The following is a 26,030-nucleotide window of genomic DNA, read 5'->3' as shown; positions in this document are numbered from 1 at the left end:
ATGAATAGAATCCTTACTTTCACAGGGTATGTACTTTTGTTTCTTTTTTTTACTTCAGCAGCATTTGCACAAAATGTTACTGTTAAAGGTAATGTTACAGATGCCACCAGTGGCGAAACCCTCATCGGCGTTACTGTAACTATTAAAGGTACTACCGCAGGCACTCAAACAGATGTAAACGGCGCGTTTACACTAAGTGCACCGGGCACGGCAACATTGGTTTTTACCTATGTTGGATATGCGTCTCAAGAGGTTCCGCTTAACGGACAAACAGCAATAAACGTAAAACTTGCACCGCAGGCCAAAGAATTACAGCAGGTAGTTGTGGTGGGTTACGGCGTGCAGCGTAAACGCGATGTTACTGGATCTATCGGTAACGTAAGCGGCGAACAATTAGCCAAGCAGCCGGTACAAACGCCTACCCAGGCATTACAGGGCAGGGTATCAGGTGTGCAGGTACTTTCTTCGGGGCAGCCAAACTCGGCTCCACAATTACGTATCCGTGGTACAGGCTCTATACTTGGCGGTGCAAACCCTCTTTATGTAGTTGACGGGGTTTTAACCAATGATATCCGTAACATTAACAACGCCGACATATTAAGCGTCGATGTATTAAAAGATGCATCTGCCGCTATTTATGGTGTGCGTGGTGCAAACGGTGTGGTGATCATCACTACCAAAAAGGGTAAAAAGGGGCCGCCTTCTGTTAGCTACGATGCCAACTTTGGTTTCCGCGAAGCAGCTAATACCATTAAAATGGCCAACCGCGATCAGTATCTTTCTTATGAAACTGATGTAAACCCAAGTGCGCTTGCGGCAAATAGTGCGCCGTTAACTTATGGCGGCACCACCAACTGGTGGGATGTTGTTTTACGCAAGGGTTTCACCATGAATCACAACGTTTCATTATCTGGAGGCGGCGACAACAATACCTATTTTGTAAGCGCCAGTTACCTGGATGATCAGGGTATTGCTAAAACCAATGATTTCTCACGTTTTACGTTACGTGCAAACAATGACGTAAACATCACTAAGAAATTAAAATTCAGCGAACAGTTATCATTAACCCGCTCAATAGAAAACCCGATTACGGCATCCAGCATCTTCGGTAACGTTTACAGGGCTGCGCCAATTGTAATTGGCCAGGCAGATGACGGCCGTTACGGTAATACATCGGCTTGGGGTAACGTTGGTAACCCGCTGTTACAATTAGACAAGGCAAACAACTTTACAGGTGCTAACCGCGTACAAGGCAACGTTGCTTTAGATTACGACATTGTAAAGTCGCTTAAGTTCCACACCGCATTTAATGTTGACGGTGTTTGGGATAACCAGCGCAACTACCTGTACCAGTTTGGTGCAAATTCCTCAACCTTTACAACAGGCGGCGGTAACCAGCGCCAGGACAATAGCTCGCTTTTCATCCAGCAGGATAATGCGTATAACTTCAACTGGGATAACACCTTAACATACGATCACCGTTTCGATAAACATCACGTTACAGTATTGGGTGGTTACACCAGCGAGAAATTCCGCTACAGCTATCTGAATGGTACACGCCTGAACGTTCCTCCAATATCAGATCAGTGGTATCTGGCATTAGGCGATCCAAGCTTGCAAACATCATTAGATAACAATGGTGATAAATACACCCGCCAGTCGTTAATTGCACGTGCGAACTATGATTATGCCGGCAAGTATCTGTTAACAGGATCGTTCCGTCGCGACGGCAGCTCTAAGTTTGCTCAAAAATGGGGTAACTTTTATACCGTAGGCGGTGGCTGGGTTGTAACCGAAGAGGACTTTATGAAAGATCAAAAGGTTATTAATTATTTAAAACTACGTGCCAGCTACGGTCAGCTAGGTAATGATAATATTCCGTCGAGCCTTTATATTGTAACTGCTACTTCAAACCTGCCTTATTATTACAATGGACAGCTTACAAATGGCACAGCAATACAGCAAATCAAAGATCCTAACTTAAAATGGGAACTTACCGATCAGTTAGATTTAGGTTTCGAGTATGCTTTTTTAAATAACCGCTTAACCGGTGAGTTTGATTACTATCGCAAAAAGGTAAAAGATGCACTTACCCAGGTAACTATCCCAGCTATATTAGGGTCAAATGAGGATACTTATACAACCAATGCGGCCTCATTTCAAAATACAGGTTTTGAGTTTGGGTTGAAATGGAGTGACAAAATCAACGATAAGTTTTCTTACTATGCAGGTGGTAACTTCAGTTTCAACACTAATAAAGTTATTGGGCTTAATGGCGGTCAGTATTTGCAGGATGGTAGTGTTAACGGCCAGTTTGTAACCCGTACCGATAATGGCCAGCCAATAGCAAGCTATTATGTATTAAAGGCTGTAGGGGTTTTCCAAAACCAGGCAGAGGTTAATGCTGCACCACCTAATACCTTTGGTGAGGCAAACCACGTAGGTGGCTTACGCTATGCTGATGTTAATGGCGATGGTAAAATTGATGCCAATGACCGTATTTATGCAGGCTCATACCAGCCTAAATATTATGGTGGTTTTAACCTTGGTTTTACCTATACCAGCTTTGACCTGAGCGCCGATTTGTATTACAATTTTGGTAACAAGATTTACAACGGTAACAGCAACGCACGATCTGACCTGCGCGACAATATAACATCAGATTATGCCGATAGCCGCTTTACTACAGCAAGGCCATCAACCACAGATCCTAATGTAATTACATCAAACACGCCACCGTCAACTTACTTTATTCAATCGGGCTCATTTGTAAGAATGAACAATCTTACTTTAGGTTACACTATTCCCGCAAATGCTTTAAAAAGATTATATATTTCAAGGCTGCGCATTTTTGCAACTGCACAAAACCTGTTTACCATTACCAAGTACAAAGGCATATCACCAGAGTTGATACCAGCCACCAATAACACTGCTAATGGCTTGGTTAACGTGGTTTCATCATCTGGTATATTGGCCCAGGGGGTAGATCAATCAGTTTATCCGGTAGCCCGCACCTTTTCGTTCGGTGTAAATGTTCAATTCTAAAAAGCTTGAGATCATGAAAAAGAAATTTAACATAAAAATTGCAGCTGCGGGCGTAGCTGTTGCATTGGTTTCAATGACTTTTACCGCCTGCAAAAATTACCTTGATGTACCGCCGCAAGGGCAGGTTACCCAAGGCCAGATTATTACCGACCCAACACAGGCAGCAAACCTGGTTACCGGTATTTACAATGTATTTTATATAGGTGGTTTTGATCCGGATATCGACAGTTTCCAGTTTGTAGTAGCAACAGACATTGCCTCTGATGATGCAGATAAAGGAAGTACACCCTCAGATTTTGGTGACGCAGACCAGATTGATAAACTGCAAGCTACATCAACAAACGGAGTAGCAAATAACCTGTGGAGTGGCTACTATCAAGGCGTAGGCCGGGCAAACCAGGCAATCGGGGTTTTGCAAAATGCCCAGTTTGATGTTGCCACAAAAAACAAGCTGATAGGCGAAGCTCGTTTTTTAAGAGGGTTATTCTATTTTAACCTCGTGCGTTTATTCGGAGGTGTTCCGTTGCTTAACCGTGTACCGGCAGCAAGCGAAGCAAATAACGATGAGTTCCAAACCCGCGCTACTGCCGATGCTATATATGCCCAAGTCATCAGCGACCTTGATTTTGCAGTTGCCAATCTGCCGGATAAAGGCCAAACAGATGTAGGCCGTGCAACTAAAAGTGCAGCACAGGCATTAGAGGCTAAAGTTTACCTGTACCGCAAAGACTATCAAAAAGCTTACGATCTTTCACAGGCTGTGATATCAGGCGGTAAATATTCGTTGGTTAAAAACTATGCCCTTATCTGGCGTGAGAATGCGGTTAACGGCGATGGCGGTATCAATAACTCAGAATCAATTTTTGAAATCCAGGCTGGCGTAAACCAGGATTGCAGCGCTGGTCCCAACCTTTATGTAGTATCACAGGGCCCGCGTGCCGGTGGTAAATTCGGCTGGTCTGATTTGGGTTTTGGTTTCAATAATCCATCACAAAGTTTAGTTAATGCTTATGAAGCTAATGATACCCGTAAAGCAGGTACCATCATCTTCATCCAACCTACAGGTACTGTTTTATTCGACGGTTTCCGCATACCTGGACAAGATTCTGTTCAAAACTCTACCTATAGCTATAAGGCATATCATAGCCGTACGCAGGAACGAAATTGCGGTGGTAATACAGACCACCTGCCAAAACAGCTACGCATTATCCGTTATGGCGAAGTGTTGCTGATCCATGCCGAAGCTGCGTTCCAGTTAGGTAAATCTGGTGAGGCTGCCAGCGATATTGCCGCATTGCGTACACGTGCAGGCTTGTCCCCAACGCCTTCTGGTGGTATTACTTTGAATACGATCTGGCATGAGCACCGTATAGAAATGGCAGAAGAGCATGACCGTTTCTTTGACCTTGTTCGTCAGGATGCGGTACAGCCAGGTACTGCTGCTGCTGCGTTTGCTGCAGATGGCAAAACATGGAGCTCGACAAGGGCATTATTCCCGATACCTCAGCAACAAATTGATTTGAGCGGAGGCCGTTTGAAACAAAATCCTGGATATTAATTACTATTTGTACTTAAACAAAAGCCACCCTATGGTGGCTTTTGTTGTTAAATTATATAGAGATTTGTAAACGCATTTATCTCTGCATAACATCATGAAAAACGTCTTCTTTACATTGGCATTTATTGCCGCTTTTTTATGTGCAAGTGCGCAAAAGAAAAAAGCCGTATCTACAGAAACAGGGATTAAGCCGGTAGGCATTATTAAAAACCTTTCTGATAGCGCATTGCTTGATGTAGTGCAACGTCAAACATTCAGGTATTTCTGGGACTTTGGCCACCCCACAAGCGGTCTTGCCCGCGAACGCAGTAATGTGGCTTTTGATTACGGCAACGAGGTAGTAACAACAGGTGGGTCGGGCTTTGGCATCATGGCGCTTATTGTTGCCGATCACCGCAAGTGGATCAGCCACGATCAGGCTGTTGCACGTATGGTTAAAATCGTTGATTTCCTGTACAAAGCCGATTCATTTCATGGGGTGTTTCCGCACTGGTTAAATGGAGAAACCGGTAAGGTGATCCGCTTTAGCCGTAAAGATGATGGTGCAGACTTGGTTGAAACCTCGTTTCTTTTTCAGGGTCTACTGTGCGCAAAGCAATATTTTACAGCCGATAATCCGCAGGAGCGCCGCATACGTGATGTAATCAGCTGGATGTGGGGCGAAATAGAATGGGATTGGTTTACCCGTGGTGGGCGCGATGTGTTGTACTGGCACTGGTCGCCAAATAATGGCTGGGCCATGAATTTTCCTTTGCGGGGCTTTAATGAGTGCCTCATTACGTATGTACTGGCTGCTTCGGGTCAGCGGTATCCTGTGTCGGCAGACGTGTATCACCGTGGCTGGGCGCAAAGTGATTTCTTCAAAAACGGGAAGACCTTTTATAACCATGTGCTGCCCTTAGGCTTTGATTATGGCGGTCCGTTATTTTATACCCATTATTCGTTTATGGGTTTAAACCCTAAAGGCTTAAAGGATCGTTATGCTAATTACTGGCAGCAAAACTTAAATCATACACTGATTAATCACGACTACTGTGTTGATAATCCAAAGCACTTTAAAGGCTACGGGGCAGATTGCTGGGGCTTAACAGCCAGTGATAATTACGAAGGTTATAATGCCCATTCGCCTACTAATGACCTGGGGGTAATAACACCAACAGCAGCTTTATCAGCATTTCCGTATACACCTGAGTTTTCCATGAAAGCACTTCGCCATTTTTATTATGATCTTGGCGATAAAATATGGGGTGAATATGGATTTACAGATGCATTCAGCGAGAGTAATAATTGGTATGCAAAATCGTATCTTGCCATCGATCAGGGGCCTATTGTTGTAATGATAGAAAATTACCGTAGTGGCCTGATCTGGAACTTGTTTATGAGTTGCCCGGAAGTGCAGCAAGGCTTAAAAAAGCTCGACTTCCAGAGCAGCACTTACCATATCAATCAACAATAACGTCAATATATATACACCATGAATTACAAGAAAATCAGCTGTGCGCTATTTTTTGCCGCGCTGACAGTAAATGGCTTTTCACAAAGCAAGCCGGCTCCAAAAAGTAAAATGGATCAATACATCAGTAGCCTGATGTCGAAAATGACATTGGAGGAAAAGATCGGCCAGTTAACGCAATACACAAGTGACATGGCGCTTACGGGTCCAAGCATCCGCGCCGGTTATAAAGATGATATTCAGAAAGGGCTGGTAGGCTCTATCTTCAACGCCTATACACCCGCTTATACGCGCCAGTTACAAGAAATGGCGGTTAAAAATACCCGCTTGCATATCCCGTTAATTTTCGGGTATGATGTAATCCACGGGCATAAAACTATTTTTCCTATTCCGCTTGGCGAAAGCTCGAGCTGGGATCTGGCTGCTATGGAAAAAAGCGCTCACATTGCTGGTGCAGAAGCATCGGCAGATGGTTTGCACTGGACCTTTGCCCCAATGGTTGATATTGCCCGCGACCCACGCTGGGGCCGTGTTGCCGAAGGTGCAGGCGAAGATGTTTGGCTGGGCAGCCTTATTGCCAAAGCACGTGTAAAAGGTTTTCAGGGTGATAAATATGATGGTACCTCGGTAATGGCTTGTACCAAGCACTTTGCCGGTTACGGTTTTGTACAAGGCGGCCGCGATTATAATATTGTTGATGTAAGCCAGCGTACGCTCGTTGAAACCATTTTACCGCCGTTTAAAGCAACGGTTGATGCGGGTGTAGGCAGTTTCATGACCTCATTTAACGAACTTGCCGGTGTGCCTTCAACTGCTAATAAATGGTTGCTTACCGACCTGCTTAAAAAACAGTGGGGCTTTAAGGGCTTTGTGGTAACCGACTATACCGCCATTAACGAAATGGTTAACCACGGTAATGTGGCTAACGATAAAGAAGCAGCTGAAGCCGCTTTAAATGCAGGTGTTGATATGGACATGCAAGGTGCCGAGTTTGCTCGTTACACCAAACAATCTGTAGCAGAAGGCAAAGTAAGCGTAAAAACGATTGACGAGGCTGTTCGCCGTGTGTTGGAAGCAAAATATAAATTGGGCTTGTTCGACGATCCTTACAAATATTGCAATGAAGACCGTGCGCGTACCGAGATCATGAGCCAGGCTAATCTTGATGCCGCCCGTGATATTGCACGTAAATCATTTGTGTTGCTGAAAAACTATCAGCAAGTATTGCCGCTTAAAAAATCTGGTTCTGTTGCAGTTATTGGCCCGTTGGGCGATGATAAACGAGATATGATCGGCAACTGGTCTGGCGCAGGCGACTGGAACAAAGCCGTGTCATTAACAGAAGGTATTAAGAATGTAGCAGGTAACAGTGTACAGGTTACTTATGCTAAAGGTGCCAACATTACTGATGATGCCAATATCTTACGCCAGTTAAATAACTCGGGTGGAGATATTTCTGTTGAGGATCCTGAGAAACTCTTGAAAGCAGCAAAGGATGTAGCTTCAAAAGCTGATGTAATTGTATTGGCAGTAGGCGAATCGCAAGGTATGACTGGCGAAGCTGCAAGCCGTTCAGATATCAGCATCCCCGAAAGTCAGAAACGCCTGATGCGCGAAATTTATACTTTAGGTAAACCGGTAGTGCTGGTATTATTCAATGGCCGCCCATTGACTTTAGAATGGGAAGATGCACATTTCCCTGCGATACTTGAAACATGGTTTGCAGGTACCGAGGCAGGCAATGCCATCGCCGATGTGTTATTTGGCAACTATAATCCTGCAGGAAAATTAACTATTACGTTCCCCCGCAGTGTTGGTCAGATCCCGGTTTATTATGGCATGAAAAATACAGGACGCCCTGCAAGCCCTGAAAATAAATACTCATCAAAATATCTTGATATTCCTAACGATCCATTGTATCCTTTCGGTTACGGTTTAAGTTATACTACGTTTACTTATCGCCGCCCTGTTTTGGATAAAACAACCATTAAAACAACTGATAAGCTGAATGTATCAGTAACGGTGACTAACAATGGTAATTATGATGGCGAAGAAGTTGTACAGCTTTACATCCGTGATATGGTAGGTTCTGTTACCCGCCCGCTCAAACAGCTGCGCGGCTTCCAGAAAGTTTTTCTGCGTAAGGGTGAATCAAAAGAGATCAAGTTTACGTTAACAAATGAAGACCTGAAGTTTTACGATGTAAACATGAAGTACACCAGCGAGCCTGGCGACTTTAAAGTATTTGTGGGAACAAACTCACGCGATACCCAGGAAGCAAGTTTCAAGTTAACTATATGATCAAAATAAAATTCATAATCGGAATGCTGGGCCTGTGCCTGGCATTTCCTGTTTTTAGCCACGCCCAAAGCACTACTTTTGATAAGGGCATGTATGTTAATAAAACGGATACATTGCCTTACCGCATACTGATGCCGCGCGATTTCGATCCGAAAGTTAAGTATCCGCTAATAATTGTACTTCATGGTTCAGGCGAACGCGGGACTGATAACGAGGCGCAGCTTAAATATGGTACCGGTTTATTTTTGAGTGATGGTACGCGTACCAATTTCCCCGCCATTGTGGTATACCCGCAATGCCCTAAGGATAGCTACTGGAGCAATGTGAAGATACAGCCCGACTCGGTTACGCATAAAAGGACCTTCAATTTCCAAGAGGGCGGCGAGCCTACCAAAGCGATGCATGCTTTAATGGGATTAATAGATAACCTGCTTGATAAGCCCTACGTAAATAAGCACCAGGTATATGTTGGTGGTTTATCAATGGGCGGCATGGGCACTTTTGAAATACTACGCCGCGAGCCAAAAGTATTTGCCGCTGCCTTTGCCATTTGCGGTGGCGATAATACTAATAACGTAAAGATTTATGCTAAGAAGGTGCCATTGTGGATCTTCCACGGAGCAAAAGATGAAACGGTTCCATTAGATCATTCGCAGGTGGTTGTGGAGGCGTTGAAAGCAGCAGGCGCGGATCCGAAATTTACCATTTATCCTAACGATGGCCATAATAGTTGGGATGACGCCTTTGCAGAGCCGGAATTATTGCCCTGGCTGTTTTCGCACAAGAAGTAATTAATCAAGCTTGTCATTTCGAATGAAGTGAGGAATCTAAATCTATATTATTGAGAACGTAATAGATTCTTCCTTTTTGCTCGAAATGACAAGCTTATATAATCCTTTTTAGAAAGGGCTTACCAGTTCATCAAAAGTTGAAAGCAGTTCGTCTTTTGGCGATAGTAGTATTTCAGCTTCATTAACGCCCCAGCCAATACCTAAAGTAGGGTCGTTCCATATAACGCCAATCTCAGAGTTTTTGTCGTAATAGTTTGTCACCTTATACATAAAGATGGTGTCATCTTCGAGCGTTACAAAGCCATGTAAAAAGCCGGCAGGTACCCAAAACTGCTTCTTATTTTCGCCGGTTAATTCAACAGTATAATGTTGGCCATAAGTAGGCGAATTTTTGCGGATATCAACGGCAACATCCAGTACGCTGCCTTGTAATACGCGTACCAGTTTGCCTTGTGCAAACGGATTAGCTTGTGCATGTAAGCCCCTTAAGGTGCCTTTTTGCGAAAACGATTGATTGTCCTGTACAAAGTCAACATCAATGCCGGCATCGGCAAATTTCTTTTTGTTGTAGCTTTCGTAAAAGTAACCGCGGCTATCCTGAAAAATCTGCGGCTCAATAACTAAAAGGCCTTCAATAGGGGTGGTAGTAACGTTCATAAGTAGTTAGTTTATTTTCTCCATAAGCGTGTTGAACAGCACAAACCTGTTTTCAAATGCCTGGTTATGTGCTATGTGTAACGGATTTAGGTGGTAAAGCATGAAGTGCTCATACTTTTCAATATCATCTGTGAAATACTGTATGCAGTAGGTAACACCTTCGTTAGGCGAATTAAGCACACGTAAAATCTGATAAGAATCGAAGTCTTTGGTAGCTAAGAAAGCCGGTATATGATTTTCTTTAATCCAGCTAAACCATTGCTCGTGTATATCTTCTTCAACAACGTAGGTTTCGTTATATACTATCATGCCGCAAAGGTATAAATATTATGAAGATGTGTCGGGTTGGTCGCCGCGGAGTATACGGAAGCGTTTACGCGCTTCGTTGATCCATAAACTACCCGGATAATTGGTAATTATTTTCTGATAATAACTTTTGGCCTGTACCTTATCGTTCAGCTTGTTCTCATAAATATCACCCAGCATAAAATTTGCATCATCAGCCCACAAGCTATAACTATGTAGTTCGGCAATAGTTTTCAAGGACGTTATAGCCGCTTGATAATCCTGCTGCTGAATGTATATCCTCGCTTTCGACATCATGATATCATCGTCGAGTGGGTTGTTAGGATATTTTTTAGCAATACTATCAAGTGTTAACAATGCCTTTTCAGGTTGTTGTTTGAAAATGAGCAGATCAGCACGTGCATACATTTTCAATGCTGCACCGGTAGTGTCAAACGTTATATTATCGCTGATCAGCAATGAAAGATTTAGCGCATCATTGGCAATCAACTGCGAAGTGGCAGCTTTAAGTACATCCAATTGCCCTTTAGCCCAGTTAAAGTCGCCTGTGTAGTAAGCCAGCTTTGCGTTCCTGTATTGTGCTTCCTGCCCAATGGCTGTTCCGGGGTTGGCCTTTTCAACCTGGCCGTAAATTAAGGTAGCATCCCAGGGCTGATTACTCATCAGGTAAATATCGCCTAAGTCAAGCTTGCATTGTGCAAGCAAGTTGGGGCGTATCAGTTGTATATTGATCGCTTCTTCCAGTAATTCCTTAGCCTTAATAAGGTTATGCAGTTTAAATGCTTCCAAGTTAGCAAGCCTTTGCATGGCAAATGCAGTGCTGGCATTGCGGCCAAACTCGTTTAGCAAATTAATATAATCCTGCTCAAGGCCTGTAAGGTCTGCTTGTGTAAATTTCCCCGATGTGATCTTTATATTCTTGGCATCCAGGATATCAATTTTCGACGGGATATAGAAAGGATCGGTTTTGGTGGAATGCTCAATGATAAATTCATAACCTCGGATGGCCTCATCATAAGCACCATTACCAATAAGTGTGCGGCAAAGGTCGTAAATACTGCTGCCTTTGTCGTCAATACGCCTGCTTAATGCCAATGCCTGATTAAGCGCCAGCCCGAACTGTTTTTGTTGCAGGTACTGCCAGGTAAGCAAATCGGCATAAACGGTAGCATCAGGGTCTTTTTGTATGCGCTTTAGCAATTCAGTTTTTAGGTAATTGTAATCCTTGTCGTCGTTGTAAACGGTAGACAGTGTATTCTCTGCCTGGTTTAAATAGCCGGGATTTTCGGGTAAAAAATTAACATACTCATTAGTAAGGGCCACGTTATCCCGCTTAAAGCGGTAAAGGCTGATTAGTTCGAGCGAATAAAGCCGGTCGTTTTTTAAAAGCTTACGTCCCTGGAGAAAGATCTTAATGGCATAGTCAGTATTCTCTGCCTGGTAAAATCCTGTAGCAAGACTACTGATCAGGGCCTGATCGGGTGGCAGGTTCTTGATCAGGTTGTCATACACCTCATCAGCTTTGCTGTTATTACCTTCTTCGCGATAGATGCGTCCGAGTGTGATAGTGTATTGATAATCGTTAGGGTGCTTACGCTGAAGTTTTTTGGTAATACTTTCGGCTTCGTCGAATTTCTTCAGCCCGATGAGGCTGTTAACATAATAACTGTAGTAGTTTTCGTTGTCCTGTTTGTAAAGTTTTTGATAGATATCAAACGCTTTCTGCGCTTCTCCGTTCATGGTATATTGCTGTGCCAGTTGCAGGTCGTTAACCTGTGCAAAAAGCCCGGCAGCAGTAAGCAAACACCATAATAGCAGAACACAAAATCGCTTCATCTATCCAAAATTACTCAATAATTATCAATCATTTGTGTTGTTTTTACAACGTAATTAACGGGTAAAATTGTAGTGACAATTTTGTCAGGAACAATTAAATTTAACTACTTTGACCTAATTGATTAAGCGCAGAAGTAGGGTAGAACCATGTTGAATCATTTGAAAATATTTTTGCTGAGCCTGTTCGTTTTAGTGCTGTGCGCCTGCCACCGTCAGGATGTAAGGCAGATCCCTGTGCTTGATTTTTTTAAGACGCCGGAAAAGAGTTATTATAAAATTTCGCCCGACGGCAAATACATCTCGTACCTTAAACCATACAAGGAAAAACAAAACCTGTTTATTCAGTCGCTGGCTGATGGGAAAGAGGTAATGTTAACATCTTTTAATGATTATCCTGTAAAAGATTACTTCTGGACCTATAACAACCAAATTGTTTTAAGCCAGGACATTGTTGCCGAAGACCAGTTTAAGATGTTTGCCTTAGATGTGGCTACGATGAAATTGCGTGATATACTTTCGCTGGGTAAAGTGCAGTTACGCATGCTTAACCGCAGCCGTATCAATCCGGATATTGTAACTGTGGCATTAAATAAACGCGACCCTGCCAACTTCGACGTTTACCGTTTAAATATACGTACCGGTGAACTGAAAATGTACATTCAGAACCCCGGAAACTTTACCTGGTGGTTCCCTGATCAGGATGGGAAGATTCGTTTGGTAAAATCATCAGACGGTGTTAACGAGGCCATACTTTACCGTAAAGATGATAATGTACCGTTCAGGCCAATCATCGTTAATAATTTCAAAAATCAGGTGCAACCTATAGGTTTTACCGCTGATAAGAAGGTTTTTTATGCATTGTCAAACATCGGCCGGGATAAATCAGCCCTGGTAGAGATCAATGCTGAAACAGGAAAAGAAGAAAAGACCCTGTACTCAAGTGATGACAGCGATATACAGGATTGGGGCTACTCAAAAAAGGAGAGTAAGATTGAATATGCTGCCTGGAATGATGAGAAACCGCAGATACATTTTTTGAACAGCGGCGCCGAACATATTTATAATGACCTGATACAGCAGTTGCCGGGTAACGAGGTTAAAGTAGCCGACCGTGACAGCGCGGAGGTGAAATTTATTATTTACAGCAGTAACGACCGTAATCCCGGGTCATACTATCTGTATCAAAGCAATACAAAAAAGCTGACCAAACTTGCCGATATTAATGCAAGTATTAAGCCCGACGAATTATGTGCTATGCAGCCGATCAGTTATAAGGCCAGCGACGGGCTTACTATTAATGGATATCTCACATTACCCAAAGGCAATAAAAAAACTAATTTGCCAGTGGTGGTGCTGTTGCATAATGGCCCCTGGACCCGTACCACATGGGGCTATAATGCCGAGATGCAGTTTTTGGCTAATCGCGGCTATGCGGTGTTCCAGGTTAATTACCGCGGATCGGTAGGTTATGGCAAGGCTTTTTACAGTGCAGGCTTTAAGCAGGTGGGCGGTAAAATGCAGCAGGACATTACAGACGGTGTGCATTGGCTTATTGATCAGAAGATAGCCAACCCTAAAAAGATAGCCATTTTTGGCAGTGGTTTTGGCGGTTTTTGTGCATTGTATGGCATGTCTTTTCACCCCGAGTTGTATAACTGTGGTGTGGTGCAGTATGGGCTGATTAACTTTTTTAATTATATTAAAGATGCGCCTCCATTTTTTAAGCCAAAGCTTAAAATGACCTATGAGATGGTTGGCAACCCCGAAACCGATGCAGATGCCCTGCGTGCCATTTCGCCGGTTTTTCATCCGGATAAGTTTAAATCACCGCTTATTATTTTTCAGGGCGCAAAAGATCCGCGCGCAAACATCAGTGAGTTAAACCAGTTTGTACGTGAGTTGAAACGACACAATGTGCCGGTTACTTATGTGCTGAAAGAAAATGAGCGTACTTACTTTAGGAGTGAGCATAACCGTACGCAGATGTACCAGCAGATTGAGGAGTTTCTGGCTAATAATATGAAAGTAAAACAGTAGCCGCAGTTTATGAAACCAGCACAGCAGGGCTACCGGAAAAACTTTTTACTCATCATCTTTTTCTTTATACTGGTATCCGTATTACTGGTTGCAGGGCTTATTATAGCGCATTACTTTACCTCTAAATATGTAGAAAACGAGTTTACCTCCAAAAAGATCGACGTTTTGGAGCAAACGCTTAAACCTTATAATGACCTGTATCTGAATAAGGTTTACGAAATCACTTCTTACCAGGGTTTCCTTGATTCATCTTCTGCGGGTAAGTATTCGGCTTCGGTGTTTAAAGATTATCCGTTTGTAAAACGTACTTTCTTTTACAATATCCAGATCGGCCAGCGCCCGGCGAACAAAAAGCGGCGTTTGGGTATCTCACTTAAAAATGTTTATGAGTATGTTTATCGGCAGGGTAAAGTAGTTGGCACAAAAAGGCCTGTTATTGAAGACGCCGATTTCAGGCAGATGGCAGAAAAGTTCAGGAGTTATGTGCTACAGGCAGATACTTCCATGCTGCCTAACCAGGATGAGGTATTCAGGACCTTTTATGATATTAAGCCTGATAAGATCAGTTATTTAAACATACCTCGCCGCGAGGAAATAAAGGCATACAAGGCTATGCAGCAGGGTACAAGGCCGTCGTCATTTTATCCGCAAAATATGATGACCTTTTACCTTGATCCATACGCTTTACAAGTTAAAAATACCCATCCCGAACTTTACCAGCATATCAGTATTAAGCCGGTGGTCTATTATCCGCTCGATGCAGAAAATCAGGGCTATGTGACGGAACTGGCGTTCCCGGGTGCATTCTCAGATTTTAAACTGTATTTCAGTTCAAAGCCCGATTATTTGCAGGGAGAGATCAATCGCAGGTTTATGCCTACAGCTGCCATTGTGCTGCTGGTGTATTTGTTCCTGTTGCTGATCGGCTGGCTTATTTACCGCAACCTAAGTATCAATTTACGACTGTTTAAACTGCAGTACGACTTTATAAACAACTTTACCCACGAATTTAAAACGCCGGTAAGTGTGATAAAAATTGCCGGATCGAACTTGCGCAGCGAAAATGAACTTACCGAAAGGCAGCGCAAGCATTACGGCCGTATATTGGACGAGGAAGCCGACCGCCTGAATGAACTGATGAATAAATTGTTATCATTTACGCAGATTGAAAACCGGTCGATCAGGTTAAAAAAAGAAGAGATAAATATTGAAGAGTTTGTAAAAGGATTTATCGAAACATTCAGAATAAAATATCCGGACTTTAAAATGGACTATAGCGTAGATAAGGTCTACAACTTTTATTCGGACCCGGTGCTGCTGGGCAGCTTGTTCCAAAACCTGATTGAAAACGCTTATAAGTATTCAAACCCCCACCATAAAGAACTTTTTATAAATGTTACACACGAAAAGCGCGACATTGTGTTTACATTTATTGATAAAGGAATAGGGATACCTAAAAACGAGATCAAAAATATTTTTAAGAAGTTTTACCGGATAGAAAATAAATATAACCAAAATGGCAGCGTCGGTTTAGGTTTGGCTTTTTGTAAAGAACTGGCTAATTTTATGAACGGCGATATAACAGTAAAAAGTGAAGTAAACCACGGATCAGAATTTACGGTTACGCTGCCTTACGAAAACTAATATATGAATCAGGAAATAAAAATCGCGCTTGTTGAGGATGATGAAAATTTACGCTTTCTGGTAGCAGAACGTTTAACATCAGAAGGATATAAAGTACTGGAAGCATCAAATGGGGATGATGCAGAAAAAATGATCATGGCAGAAAATCCGGACATTGTACTGCTCGATTGGATGCTGCCCGGTAAACAAGGCTCTGAAGTTTGTGAAGGCATCCGTAAAAGCGGTTTTGAAAAGCTGGTGATTATGATGACCGCCAAAGCACAGGACCTGGATAAGATAGAAGCTTATAATTTTGGTGTTTCTGACTACATCACCAAGCCATTTAATATGGATGTGCTGGTTGCCATGATTGACAGCAAGATCAAATTCCAGCTGAATAATGATAAGCCCGAGACTTATCGTTTTGCAGGTATGGAGCACCATCCTAATACCCACCTTTTAATAAAGGATGGCAAAAAGATAGAGCTTACCATATTGGAAAACCGTATCCTGTTATATTTCCTTAAAAACCGCAACAAGGTAATTAACCGCGAAGAACTGATGATGGAAGTTTGGGGTTATAATACCGATGTAAATACCCGTACGCTGGATATGCACATTGTTAGGTTACGCAAAAAAATTGAGGATAATCCGGATTCGCCACAATACCTGCAAACCGTAAGGGGCATAGGTTATAAGTTCGCTAACGATTAAGTTGCCTGCTGCCTGTCAAATTTGATTTGGTATGTAACCTTTTGGTGGATAAGTGCGTCTAATCCCTAAACAAGACTTGACCATGAAATCACTGACCACAATCTTATTTGCCTTTTTATTTATTACAGGCATTAATACTGCATTTGCCGATAGCCAGGTGCGCAGCATAACAGGCTTTAACGGTGTAACGCTTAGCTGCTCTGCCGATGTTTATATTACACAAGGTAATACAGAGTCTGTAAGGGTAGAAGCACCGTCTAATGTAATTAACCGCATTAAAACAGAAGTAAAAGATGGTGTATTAAACATTTACTCTAAAGGTGATTGGGACTGGAACTTAGGCGACCTGTTTGGCGGTCACAAAAAAATAGCGGTATATATTTCTGCCAAGCAGCTAAACAGCCTAACTGTTAGTGGCTCGGGAGATATGTCTTTTAAAGACGGTATTACAACCAATTCTTTGCGTTTGCGTGTATCAGGCTCGGGAGATATGACCGGACGTTTACAAACAAAAGATTTGGAATGCACCGTAACAGGATCTGGTGATATGAAATTAAGCGGCCGTGCAGAAACCTCAGCTGTACGTATAAGCGGGTCTGGCGATTTTAGCGGACGCGACCTTGTTACCTCAATTACAAGAGTGCATATCACAGGTTCAGGCGATGCTACGGTTAATGCCAATAATACAGTAGATGCATCTGTAACCGGCTCTGGTGATATACGATATACAGGCAGTGCAAAAAACGTTTCCTCATCAGCAACCGGCAGCGGAAGCGTACACAAAATATAATTATGAGTTGTTGAATTAGTGGGTTATGAATAATAAGAGATCAGAGTGATTAATATTAAAATGAGTGAGTTATAAATAAATTATCTATAATTCACTCATTCACTAACTCAAAATTACTTATCATCTCGCACCTCAGACACCCGTAACTCAGAACTTAATTATCATTCCATTTTACCAGTTTTTTTCTTCCAAGGTCATACGTTATCCTGAAAGCTTCCTGGTTGTCATTAAACTGACCGGGTGAAAAGTGAAGGCTTAAAATGAATTGCCCTTTAATGTTGTGGAACAGGAAAGGCGTGTATATGATGTCTAACCTGTTATACATTTTCTTTTCGTAATAAGAGTCGCCATAAGTAACCATGTGGCCCTGACCTGCATAAAACTCATCAAAAAATGCAAAACGGCGATAACCTAAGTATGCGCTTGCCACAAAGCCTTTCGGAGTTTTAAAGCCTCCGCCGTCATTTTCACGTGTGCGCTCCAGTGAAAGCATTCCACCAGCCTCGAACGATAAAGAGTCGAGCGAGGTGTGCTTGGTTAAGTCGAGCCCCAGGCGTACCTGTGCAGCGCCATTATCGCGTATATGATCGTTAGGGATGGATACTGCCGGGCCTGCATCATGCAGCATCATAAAATAATCTTTGATATAAAAATCGCCATTTACTGAAGGCGTATATTTCATGGATTGGCCAAAGATAAACTGCTCGCGATCGGTAGCTGTTTGGCGGCTTACCCAATCTAAAAAGCCTGTAAAGCTGATATGCGCATTCTGATAGCGGGCTAATAATCCTTCGATATTTGGCCGATAGTACATCAGCGTATCATTTAGCATAGCTCGCGGAAAGTTGTCTATCAAGCCTGCACGCGGGAACATACCGGCACTAAATAACCAGCTATGGCTTTCAAATTTGTAATAAGCAACCGGATCAACCTTTAAAAAGTACGGCTTAGCACCAAACTCGTGTATACCGTTAACACCTACCACAAAATGGTTAAGGCTATCAAGGTTTAAACCAAGATCAAGTGCTGTACGTGCACCCGAATAGGTACGCGAGCGGGGAATGAAAGCCTTGTATTCGCGGTTATCTAAAAAGCCAAAGCCATTAAAATGGATATCAAGGCTGCCTTGTGCAAACGAGCTAATGCTGGTAATAAGGCAAAAACTGAGTAAGAGGTAGAATTTTTTGTTCATCTATTCAACGGTAAAATTAATGATACGGCTATTGTGCCCTCCCTGGAAAGGAGTGGTCCTTAAAGAAAATATTAAATCGTAATGCCCTTTTTGCGGCGGTGTTTTTACTGTAAATGTATAGTTAGCAGATTGATGCGGCTGTAACTTAATGCTGTAAAAAGAGGTATCGGCACGCTGCGCAAAAGGCTGTGCATCATCCTGCATAAAACAAGCGCCTAAAACCAGCTCATGCAATTTGTTCTTATTGCTGAAATCAACCGCACGTTCTGTGGGGTTAGTCACCTTTAAGTAGAAAACATGCTGCTGTCCCGGTGCTGCGCTCACCTTGTACTGATCGCTTTCAATTTTTATACGTTGATAAGTGCGTGTGCTATCTATTTGTACCAGGTAAAACTTTCCCTGTGGTGTAAAAATGGAATCTGTTTTTAGTTTTATAGAAGGCTTGGTTTCCAAATAAAAGGTACGCTTGTTTTGCAGGCTATCTTCAAGCGGCCAGATATCAAATTGTGTGCGCCGGTAAAAGCGGGAATCATAGCTAAAGCCCTTGATGGTATGGGTGTAAAAGCTGTATTTTGATGGATCCTGAAAGCTATTCGGGAAGATGACATAAGCGTCGCCTGCCTTTTGCTTAATTTCCTTTGCCCATTTGTCGTAATTATAAAAGCTTTTTACCGCGCCTAATTTGGTAACAAAAGGCAGGTTACTAATGAGCAGCAGGCGTATCAAAACAACAAACACCAGGTTGGCTACAGCCAGTTTCTGATACCATGCAGGTATGGCCGGTTTCTGGTTAAAATAGATCAGCACCAGCATGGCTAAAGGTGCAAAGGCAATAAGTGTCCAATGCGGTTGTACGTTGCCCTTAAGCGTATTGATCAGGAAAAAGATCAGCGTGCCTACACAGTTAACCAATAAGGTACGGATAAAGGCATCCTTGATTTTAACGCGGCCTAAAAGGTAAAAAAACAACCAGCCAATAAGCGGCCCTGCCATTAGCAACTGCCCCGGAATAAACAGATAGGTATGGGCAAAGTCGTAAACCTCGGATGACCGCTCGAAAAGGTGGTAATTAACCGATGGATAGCCATGACTGATCTGCCAGTAAATATGTGGGATATAAAGAGTGGCTGTGATTGCCGGTATCAGCCAGAAAGTGCCGCGTTTAAGCAGTTTGATATTTGCCGCAACCGTAAAGCCGATGAGCAGCACTGCATGGTACTTACTGTATAAAAGGCAAGCTAAGATAATGGCTAATAAAATGGCTGTTTGCCACTTATCTTCTTTAAGGTATCGCTGAAAGCAGTAGTAAAATAATATGGTAAAGAAGAATAATGGTGCATCGGGCGTGGTAATGAAGCCATAGATGTGAAAAATAAATGTGCCGCCTGCAACAAGTATAAACCACCTGGCATCGGGGTTGTAATTGCGGATAGTGAGCCACAACACACGGAGCGCAACGGTACTGCTTAAAATTGTGATCAGCCGCAGCCCGAATTCGTTAGCAAAAAGCGAATAACCTATGCGTATAAAAACGGCCACCATCGGTGGGTGGTCATAATAGCCCCAATCTAAAAAACGTGAATAAAGCCAGTAATATGCTTCGTCTGAGTGAAGGCCCAGTGTGGCTGCCTGTACAGCGTTTAGTAAAGTCCATCCCAGCAGAAAAAGCCAGATCAGTTTTTCGGGGTTTTGTTTTACCGGGGATAGTGTTGTAGCCATACAAGCAGATGCGCTGCAAAAATAAATGAAAAACGCCTGTTTAACGTTATAAACAGGCGTTAAGTATTGTTAAAATTGAATTTAGGCAGTGATCTCAAATTTTGACAGGTGCACAAACTCCTGAACGCGTGCATTTACCTCTTCGTCGGTAAGATTTTTAATTTTTTCGGTACCGAATTTTTCAACGCAGAATGATGCCAGGGCCGAGCCATAAATGATGGCATTTTTCATGTTGTCGAAGTTGACCTCGCCAGCTTTAGCCATATAACCGATAAAGCCGCCTGCAAATGTGTCGCCTGCACCGGTTGGGTCAAATACTTCGGCAAGCGGAAGGGCAGGCGCAGAGAAGATTTTGCCTTCGCCAAATAACAAGGCACCGTGTTCGCCTTTTTTAATGATCAGGTATTTAGGGCCCATGGTAAGGATCTTGTTAGCCGCTTTAACCAATGAATATTCGCCCGAAAGCTGGCGGGCCTCGGCATCATTAATAGTTAAAACGTCGATCATTTTCAGGGTGTCCAGCAAATCGTTTAATGCAATATCCATCCAGAAGTTCATGGTGTCCATTACAATAAGCTTAGGGCGGTTATGCATACGCTTAATCACCGTTTGCTGTACTTGCGGGGTAAGGTTGCCCAGCATCAGGTATTGGCAATCCTGGTAACTTTCGGGAACGATAGGGTCGAAATCGGCCAATACGTTTAGCTCGGTCACCAGCGTATCGCGGCTGTTCATGTCGTTATGGTACTTCCCGCTCCAGAAAAATGATTTTTCTCCGGCTTTGATCTGCAAGCCTTCGGTATCTATATGGTGATTTTTAAAATCGGCAATTTCACTCTCCGGGAAATCGTCTCCCACAACGGCAACAATTTTCACCTTATCATAAAAATAAGAGGCGGCTAAACTTGCGTAAGTGGCTGCACCACCCACTATTTTATCTGTTTTCCCGAAGGGAGTTTCAATGGCGTCAAACGCTACGGTACCAATTACTACCAGGCTCATGAAATATTTTTTAAAAATTTTTTATGCAAATATTGTGAAATATTCCGGGAAATTATACCTTTGCACCACTCCAAACCGGAAAAGATTCCTGAATAGCTCAGCCGGTTAGAGCATCTGACTGTTAATCAGAGGGTCGCTGGTTCGAGTCCAGCTTCAGGAGCAAAGAAAAAGCCTTTCAGTTATTGCTGAGAGGCTTTCTTGTTTTAGTGAGTTCGACCAAGTGGAACCCTGAGCCTGAAATGTTTGCACATTGTTTGCACAACTATAAATAAGCGCTAACCACAAACCCGTGGTTTTATGATTACATACAAGGTATTTCTGGACAACAGGAGACCAAAAGCAGGAGAGAAGTATCCGTTAATGTTTAGGATAACTTACAACCGAAAGACAACAACTTACGCTACCGGCATATCTATTTGCAAAGGACATTGGAATGAGGATGGTTGCTTAATCAATAGTCAATGCCCTAACTACAAAGAACTAAACAAGAACCTTACAAGCAAATTTCTTAAAGTTCAAAAGTTACTTCTGCAAATGGAAGATGAAGGTAGTTTCTCGTTCGAGGCATTTAAAGAGAAGTTTCATGAGAAGCCGATAGAACTCAAAAGAAAAGTTACCTTTTTTACCTATTCAAATCAAGTTATTGCAGAGCTACATGAGGTGAAAAGAACGGGAAACGCAGTAGTATATCAAACTGCGGTAAATAGGCTAATGGCCTTCTGCAATGATAAGCAGTTGAAGTTTGAGCAAATTGATTACTCATTACTTGATAGATTCAAACATCAGCTTATAAAAGAAGGGGCGAAGCCTAACACAATAGGAAACTATTTCAGATCCATACGTGCAATATATAACAAGGCAATTAAGTCTAAGCTGGTCGATCGGTCTCTTTATCCATTCACCGAAATCTCAATCAAGACGGAGAAGACGGCTAAACGTGCTATTGCCTCAGATGCTCTAACCGGCCTGGGTCAACTTGTAATCAAACCAGGCTCGAAAGAGTGGAACGCTAGAAACTACTTGTTCCTAAGTTTTGCTTTTAGAGGGATGTCTTTCACTGACATGGCCTATCTTAAGCACTCCAATATAGTCAATGGTAGAATGCAATACTGTCGAAGAAAAACGCATAAGTCGTATAGTATCAAAATGACTAAGCTTGCCATTGAACTTTTGAAAAGGTTTAACAGCAACAGTATCTATCTTTTGCCGGTGATGACAAGTAAAGTTGAGGAAGACTCCTTAGAAAGTAAAAAGGTAATACAGCAATGGATAAAGACTACAAATAAGTACTTGAAGCGTTTAGGTAAACAGTTAGGTGTTGAGAATCTTACAACATATGTAGCACGTCATACTTGGGCTACAACAGCAAAGCGGCTTGGATACTCGAACGAGCTTATTGCCGAGTGCTTAGGGCACGAGTACGGTAACAAGATTACAAACATTTACTTAGATAGCTTTGAGCAAAGTGTGATTGATGAAGTAAATGAGAAGGTTGTAAAGCTTATTGAATAAGTTGTTAAGCAGGATGGGTAACTGTCCTGCTTTTTTTATATCATCGCAGCGTGAGTCATGTATTTCATTTGCAACCGAATTTAGAAGTCCTGATCAAGGAAGGTTACATCAGTAAGAGCCAAGCTAAAAGTATATCAGCTAATGGTTCATTGCAGGTTGAAGTCGATGCTGTGTGGGATGAAGATCAGCGTAAACACATAGAACAGGAATTTAAAACGCTTGCAAGAAGATTCAAGCTGACACCATATTTAGATACACTACTTTTCATTTGCTTAGTTGAAAGCAACAAAGCAGACCAGCAATATCAGTATAAGTTTCAAGCCTACGAGCAGCTAAAAAGGGATAAAGAGATTGCTCAGTTCTTGCTTATAAATAAACCTTACAACAAGCACAAGCCTAATAACATTAAGATAACTGGTGTGATGGACTCTGCTAAAGTAACTGATCCCTTATTAATAGACTGGCTAGGTAAGCTTGTAAAAGAAGCGATCGAGAAGCAGGAATTTGATCTTTCAGTATTTGGCCAATCATGGTTGCGTTTCGTTGCAAATGATGATGGCGAAGTAGGCACAGAACCATTTTCAATTAACTACACTTATGTTGAGCAGGTTGCTAATACTAAAATGCGTAAGCCAGGGATCAGAGAACGAAACAGATACTTAGCTTTGTTCTTATCCAATGTACTATCTTACCTTAACACCTACACACCTCTATCTAAATTAGGGGATAAAGGCTACACAGATGATCAAGTGAAATTCCTGTTTGAAGTTGCTTGCATATTTGAATGGCTTAATGAGCTAGACTTTGATTCGGAACCTAAAGACTACGTGTATACACTCCTTTCAAATTATATACGCTAACGACTTGATTATCTTTGCTATAGAAAGTTTCGAAACTTGAAATTTAGTATTGCCTTTTACGCTTCCTTATATTCTGACCTTTGACCTGTCATCTAATCATATGACAGAACAGACATGAATAGTCAAATATTAACAGAAAGACAATTAGAGTATTTAAATGCAAACAGAGCGGTATCAGATCCGTCTTTTCCTACTGAGGGGTATTACTTTATCCGCGGGATTCGTGAGCGGGAGGACCCCGAAGGAAATGTATATCCATTTGCCAGTGTAAATTGGAGAAAAACCGAAGATGATGAATGGGAACATGCAATTCCTGGTAACAGCTTTTACTTGAGACTCGACCACCTATTCACGAAGTACAGCTTGCATCCCGACGTAAGTCTGCAAGATCTTAAACATCAGGTGATTCATGTTCAATCAGCTAAAGCTGAGCTAAGCCTTTTAGGAGGCAACGCTGTAAGGAACGTGTATACAAATTGGAGCATTACCGGATTTAAAGACGAGATGCTTGATGCGCTGCCTTACTTCAGTCTCTTCAATCCTTTGGTGATGGCTATGGAGGATTGTCAACTGGAAGCTGAGGAAGTTCACATTGCTGCTTTATCGATGGATGACGATATCGATGACTTGCCTGAAGATGAGGTCATTGATATTGACGACCAAGACATCGACGACATGTTTGATGACAGCGATTATGATAGTGAAGATTTTGACAACGCTTCTATTTAAAAACTCGTGAAATAAGCTGGATGGAAAATACTGTCCAGCTTTTAAACTAAAGCTATGAAGAATCTTAAGTACGGGCAGCCACGTTTATGCTCAATAACCGCTGATCACAAGCACTTTACTGATGTTAAAGGGCTTCATCCTATACCATCAAACTCAATCATAGACAAGACTATTACGGGATTTGGTGCGACTTACAGTGAGATATCTTATCTCGGAAGAAACAGTATCATAGTTATGTCTAACATTGCGCTTGTAAAAGCGAAAGAGCAATTACACAAAAAAGAATTCAATGTGTTCGCGGTATGGGGTGGAGTAACTAACCGGCAACTTAAACATTATATAATAAATACAGGTACCCCCAAAAAGTTACTTATCACACCGGAGGCTTATAAGCGGGTAAAAAAGGTCATCACACAGTTGAAATTAAACTTATTTGATGATTTTTTCATACTCATAGACGAATCTCACAAGCTAACCAAAGACGTTCATTACCGGAATAGAATTGTAGAACCGATGAATGACTTTTTTCAATTTAAGGGGAAGGCAATGATATCGGCCACACCACTGCTTCCTAGTGATCCACGATTTGTTGAGCATCAATTTCAGCTTTTAAAAGTTGACCCAAAGTATGACTACAGAAAACCGCTAAGGATAATTCATGTAAGCAATATCATATCTGCTCTCAAAAGATATTTTAAAGATAACTCCGATCGACAATACTTTATCTTCTTTACAAGCATTACAGGTATCAAGTCCATAGTTGAAACCCTTGATATCAAAAATGAAAGCAACATATTCTGCTCCTTAGAAAGCGCTGCAAGGTTACACTCGGACGGTTATAGGCAGGCATATTCTGAGCTAACAGATTTTAACAAATACAATTTTTTAACAAGCAGCTACTATAACGGCCTTGATATTGTTCCTCTTACACCTGCCGATGTCATACTCATATCGGATGGTTCAGCAGATCATACGATGATTGATCCATTGACAGACAGTGTGCAAATTATTGGAAGATTCAGAAGCGGTTATAGCAAGGCAACGCATTTTTATACCACCAACTGGAAAGTAAATGCGCTAGACGACAAAGCTATTGATACCTGGATAAACGTTCATTGTAAGATCTATGAAACATTGAGAACGCTGAAACTTGCAAATCCACGAACTTCTCATGATCAATTACATAATCAAATACTTGAACAAGCCTCAAACAGATATGCTGAATTTGTTACAGATAATCAGCTTGACCATTTCAAGATCGACAATTTTGTAAATGAACAACGAGTAAAAGGATATTACAAGTTTAATGACAATTTAATTGCAGCTTATAAAAGCAACTACAGTGCTTTTGATCTAACCGTCCTTGATTATGTGCTCATACCCAATAAGCAGGATAAGCTAAAAATCAGGGGAGGAAAACGCTATTCTATCGAAAACAACAGGCTTGTCGCAGACACGCTTAGACAGCTCGAAGCATTTAAAGACAGAACTGCTTACAAAGAAGCGATACGGCATTTCGAGCAAAAGGCGCCTTTGATTCTTCAGGCGTATCATAAATTAGGCTACGACAAACTACATGAGCTTGGTTTCAAAAAATCGCTAATCCATAGGGCGGTGATAAAAGCAGACTTTGAAAATGAGATTAACTATTATCCACTTATAGATGCGGTACAAAGTGCTTTTACTCTAAACGTCTTTTATCCTGCTACAATTAAAATTAAGCCTCTGCTGGCAGCAATTTACCGTGATTTTGAAATAGACCTAGTTGCAGAGGCAAGGCACATCAAGTATTTTTTCTATTGTGTATACATCACAAAAAGAGTAGATAAGAAACCTACTAAAGGCTACATTTTGATCCGACCTAAACAACAGGCATATCCGGACTATCAAAGAAACTGAGTTACC

General features: G+C 42.0%; 19 protein-coding genes and 1 tRNA gene. 14 read left to right on the top strand and 6 right to left on the bottom strand.

Annotated elements, in window-relative coordinates:
- The 5 genes from PQ461_RS18475 (at nucleotide 1) to PQ461_RS18455 (ending at nucleotide 9,148) form a co-directional block, all read left to right on the top strand.
- On the top strand, nucleotides 1-3,045 hold the full coding sequence (locus PQ461_RS18475) for a SusC/RagA family TonB-linked outer membrane protein (protein ID WP_274207014.1): 3,045 nt from the start codon (nucleotides 1-3) through the stop codon (nucleotides 3,043-3,045).
- A gap of 13 nt (nucleotides 3,046-3,058) precedes the next feature.
- Nucleotides 3,059-4,603, top strand: coding sequence for a RagB/SusD family nutrient uptake outer membrane protein (locus PQ461_RS18470; RefSeq protein ID WP_274207013.1), 1,545 nt, complete (start codon nucleotides 3,059-3,061; stop codon nucleotides 4,601-4,603).
- A 94-nt stretch (nucleotides 4,604-4,697) separates the two neighbouring features.
- Nucleotides 4,698-6,059 (top strand): glucoamylase family protein, encoded by a 1,362-nt coding sequence (locus PQ461_RS18465; protein WP_274207012.1) that lies wholly within the window; start codon nucleotides 4,698-4,700, stop codon nucleotides 6,057-6,059.
- 18 nt (nucleotides 6,060-6,077) lie between these two features.
- Complete coding sequence (gene bglX / locus PQ461_RS18460) at nucleotides 6,078-8,357, top strand: beta-glucosidase BglX (RefSeq protein ID WP_274207011.1); 2,280 nt, start codon at nucleotides 6,078-6,080, stop codon at nucleotides 8,355-8,357.
- Entirely contained in the window at nucleotides 8,354-9,148 is a 795-nt protein-coding gene (locus PQ461_RS18455; protein WP_274207010.1) for a carboxylesterase family protein, read from the top strand. Before bglX ends, PQ461_RS18455 begins: the two co-directional genes overlap by 4 nt.
- 108 nt (nucleotides 9,149-9,256) lie before the next feature.
- On the opposite strand, the gene rfbC is transcribed toward PQ461_RS18455, so the two are convergent.
- The 3 genes from rfbC to PQ461_RS18440 are packed head-to-tail and all read right to left on the bottom strand — an operon-like array spanning nucleotide 9,257 to nucleotide 11,947.
- On the bottom strand, nucleotides 9,257-9,805 hold the full coding sequence (rfbC, locus tag PQ461_RS18450) for a dTDP-4-dehydrorhamnose 3,5-epimerase (RefSeq protein ID WP_274207009.1): 549 nt from the start codon (nucleotides 9,803-9,805) through the stop codon (nucleotides 9,257-9,259).
- A gap of 6 nt (nucleotides 9,806-9,811) precedes the next feature.
- Nucleotides 9,812-10,114, bottom strand: coding sequence for a DUF4286 family protein (locus PQ461_RS18445; RefSeq protein ID WP_274207008.1), 303 nt, complete (start codon nucleotides 10,112-10,114; stop codon nucleotides 9,812-9,814).
- A gap of 18 nt (nucleotides 10,115-10,132) precedes the next feature.
- A complete protein-coding gene (locus PQ461_RS18440) occupies nucleotides 10,133-11,947 on the bottom strand; it encodes a tetratricopeptide repeat protein (RefSeq protein ID WP_274207007.1) in 1,815 nt (604 codons plus the stop codon).
- A 147-nt stretch (nucleotides 11,948-12,094) separates the two neighbouring features.
- On the opposite strand from PQ461_RS18440, the gene PQ461_RS18435 reads away from it, so the two are divergent.
- From PQ461_RS18435 to PQ461_RS18420, 4 genes are all read left to right on the top strand, one after another.
- Nucleotides 12,095-13,984 (top strand): alpha/beta hydrolase family protein, encoded by a 1,890-nt coding sequence (locus PQ461_RS18435; protein ID WP_274207006.1) that lies wholly within the window; start codon nucleotides 12,095-12,097, stop codon nucleotides 13,982-13,984.
- A gap of 9 nt (nucleotides 13,985-13,993) precedes the next feature.
- Entirely contained in the window at nucleotides 13,994-15,628 is a 1,635-nt protein-coding gene (locus PQ461_RS18430) for a sensor histidine kinase (RefSeq protein WP_274207005.1), read from the top strand.
- Between the two features lie 3 nt (nucleotides 15,629-15,631).
- Nucleotides 15,632-16,321 carry a response regulator transcription factor gene (locus PQ461_RS18425; RefSeq protein ID WP_274207004.1) on the top strand — a complete coding sequence of 230 codons (690 nt, stop codon included), beginning with the start codon at nucleotides 15,632-15,634 and terminating at the stop codon, nucleotides 16,319-16,321.
- 82 nt (nucleotides 16,322-16,403) lie between these two features.
- On the top strand, nucleotides 16,404-17,111 hold the full coding sequence (locus PQ461_RS18420; RefSeq protein WP_274207003.1) for a head GIN domain-containing protein: 708 nt from the start codon (nucleotides 16,404-16,406) through the stop codon (nucleotides 17,109-17,111).
- 154 nt (nucleotides 17,112-17,265) lie between these two features.
- Here PQ461_RS18420 and PQ461_RS18415 read toward each other — a convergent pair whose 3' ends face one another.
- The 3 genes from PQ461_RS18415 to PQ461_RS18405 form a co-directional block, all read right to left on the bottom strand.
- The gene (locus PQ461_RS18415; protein ID WP_274207002.1) at nucleotides 17,266-18,303 is read right to left on the bottom strand and encodes a lipid A deacylase; all 1,038 of its coding nucleotides are present in this window, start codon (nucleotides 18,301-18,303) and stop codon (nucleotides 17,266-17,268) included.
- A complete protein-coding gene (locus tag PQ461_RS18410; protein ID WP_274207001.1) occupies nucleotides 18,304-20,022 on the bottom strand; it encodes a glycosyltransferase family 39 protein in 1,719 nt (572 codons plus the stop codon).
- An 81-nt stretch (nucleotides 20,023-20,103) separates the two neighbouring features.
- Nucleotides 20,104-21,024: a PfkB family carbohydrate kinase gene (locus PQ461_RS18405; protein WP_274207000.1), complete on the bottom strand. Its 921-nt coding sequence runs from the start codon at nucleotides 21,022-21,024 to the stop codon at nucleotides 20,104-20,106.
- 86 nt (nucleotides 21,025-21,110) lie between these two features.
- On the opposite strand from PQ461_RS18405, the gene PQ461_RS18400 reads away from it, so the two are divergent.
- From PQ461_RS18400 to PQ461_RS18380, 5 genes are all read left to right on the top strand, one after another.
- Nucleotides 21,111-21,184, top strand: a tRNA-Asn gene (locus tag PQ461_RS18400).
- Between the two features lie 137 nt (nucleotides 21,185-21,321).
- Nucleotides 21,322-22,536, top strand: coding sequence for a site-specific integrase (locus PQ461_RS18395; protein ID WP_274206999.1), 1,215 nt, complete (start codon nucleotides 21,322-21,324; stop codon nucleotides 22,534-22,536).
- A 50-nt stretch (nucleotides 22,537-22,586) separates the two neighbouring features.
- On the top strand, nucleotides 22,587-23,396 hold the full coding sequence (locus PQ461_RS18390) for a hypothetical protein (RefSeq protein ID WP_274206998.1): 810 nt from the start codon (nucleotides 22,587-22,589) through the stop codon (nucleotides 23,394-23,396).
- Nucleotides 23,397-23,510: 114 nt separating this feature from the next.
- On the top strand, nucleotides 23,511-24,125 hold the full coding sequence (locus PQ461_RS18385; protein ID WP_274206997.1) for a hypothetical protein: 615 nt from the start codon (nucleotides 23,511-23,513) through the stop codon (nucleotides 24,123-24,125).
- 54 nt (nucleotides 24,126-24,179) lie between these two features.
- The gene (locus PQ461_RS18380) at nucleotides 24,180-26,024 is read left to right on the top strand and encodes a hypothetical protein (protein ID WP_274206996.1); all 1,845 of its coding nucleotides are present in this window, start codon (nucleotides 24,180-24,182) and stop codon (nucleotides 26,022-26,024) included.
- The last annotated feature ends 6 nt before the right edge of the window (nucleotides 26,025-26,030 follow it).

The organism is Mucilaginibacter sp. KACC 22063 (genome assembly GCF_028736115.1).
In the GTDB taxonomy this organism is placed as follows: domain Bacteria; phylum Bacteroidota; class Bacteroidia; order Sphingobacteriales; family Sphingobacteriaceae; genus Mucilaginibacter.
Note: the sequence above shows the minus strand (reverse complement) of the source record. Positions and strands in the feature narration are given on the sequence as shown.

Excerpts from the sequence above, each read along its gene's own strand:
- PQ461_RS18475 (WP_274207014.1), top strand. The coding sequence starts at position 1 with ATGAATAGAATCCTTACTTTCACAGGGTATGTACTTTTGTTTCTTTTT.
- PQ461_RS18470 (WP_274207013.1), top strand. The coding sequence starts at position 3,059 with ATGAAAAAGAAATTTAACATAAAAATTGCAGCTGCGGGCGTAGCTGTT.
- PQ461_RS18465 (WP_274207012.1), top strand. The coding sequence starts at position 4,698 with ATGAAAAACGTCTTCTTTACATTGGCATTTATTGCCGCTTTTTTATGT.
- bglX (WP_274207011.1), top strand. The coding sequence starts at position 6,078 with ATGAATTACAAGAAAATCAGCTGTGCGCTATTTTTTGCCGCGCTGACA.
- PQ461_RS18455 (WP_274207010.1), top strand. The coding sequence starts at position 8,354 with ATGATCAAAATAAAATTCATAATCGGAATGCTGGGCCTGTGCCTGGCA.
- rfbC (WP_274207009.1), bottom strand. The coding sequence starts at position 9,805 with ATGAACGTTACTACCACCCCTATTGAAGGCCTTTTAGTTATTGAGCCG.
- PQ461_RS18445 (WP_274207008.1), bottom strand. The coding sequence starts at position 10,114 with ATGATAGTATATAACGAAACCTACGTTGTTGAAGAAGATATACACGAG.
- PQ461_RS18440 (WP_274207007.1), bottom strand. The coding sequence starts at position 11,947 with ATGAAGCGATTTTGTGTTCTGCTATTATGGTGTTTGCTTACTGCTGCC.
- PQ461_RS18435 (WP_274207006.1), top strand. The coding sequence starts at position 12,095 with ATGTTGAATCATTTGAAAATATTTTTGCTGAGCCTGTTCGTTTTAGTG.
- PQ461_RS18430 (WP_274207005.1), top strand. The coding sequence starts at position 13,994 with ATGAAACCAGCACAGCAGGGCTACCGGAAAAACTTTTTACTCATCATC.
- PQ461_RS18425 (WP_274207004.1), top strand. The coding sequence starts at position 15,632 with ATGAATCAGGAAATAAAAATCGCGCTTGTTGAGGATGATGAAAATTTA.
- PQ461_RS18420 (WP_274207003.1), top strand. The coding sequence starts at position 16,404 with ATGAAATCACTGACCACAATCTTATTTGCCTTTTTATTTATTACAGGC.
- PQ461_RS18415 (WP_274207002.1), bottom strand. The coding sequence starts at position 18,303 with ATGAACAAAAAATTCTACCTCTTACTCAGTTTTTGCCTTATTACCAGC.
- PQ461_RS18410 (WP_274207001.1), bottom strand. The coding sequence starts at position 20,022 with ATGGCTACAACACTATCCCCGGTAAAACAAAACCCCGAAAAACTGATC.
- PQ461_RS18405 (WP_274207000.1), bottom strand. The coding sequence starts at position 21,024 with ATGAGCCTGGTAGTAATTGGTACCGTAGCGTTTGACGCCATTGAAACT.
- PQ461_RS18395 (WP_274206999.1), top strand. The coding sequence starts at position 21,322 with ATGATTACATACAAGGTATTTCTGGACAACAGGAGACCAAAAGCAGGA.
- PQ461_RS18385 (WP_274206997.1), top strand. The coding sequence starts at position 23,511 with ATGAATAGTCAAATATTAACAGAAAGACAATTAGAGTATTTAAATGCA.
- PQ461_RS18380 (WP_274206996.1), top strand. The coding sequence starts at position 24,180 with ATGAAGAATCTTAAGTACGGGCAGCCACGTTTATGCTCAATAACCGCT.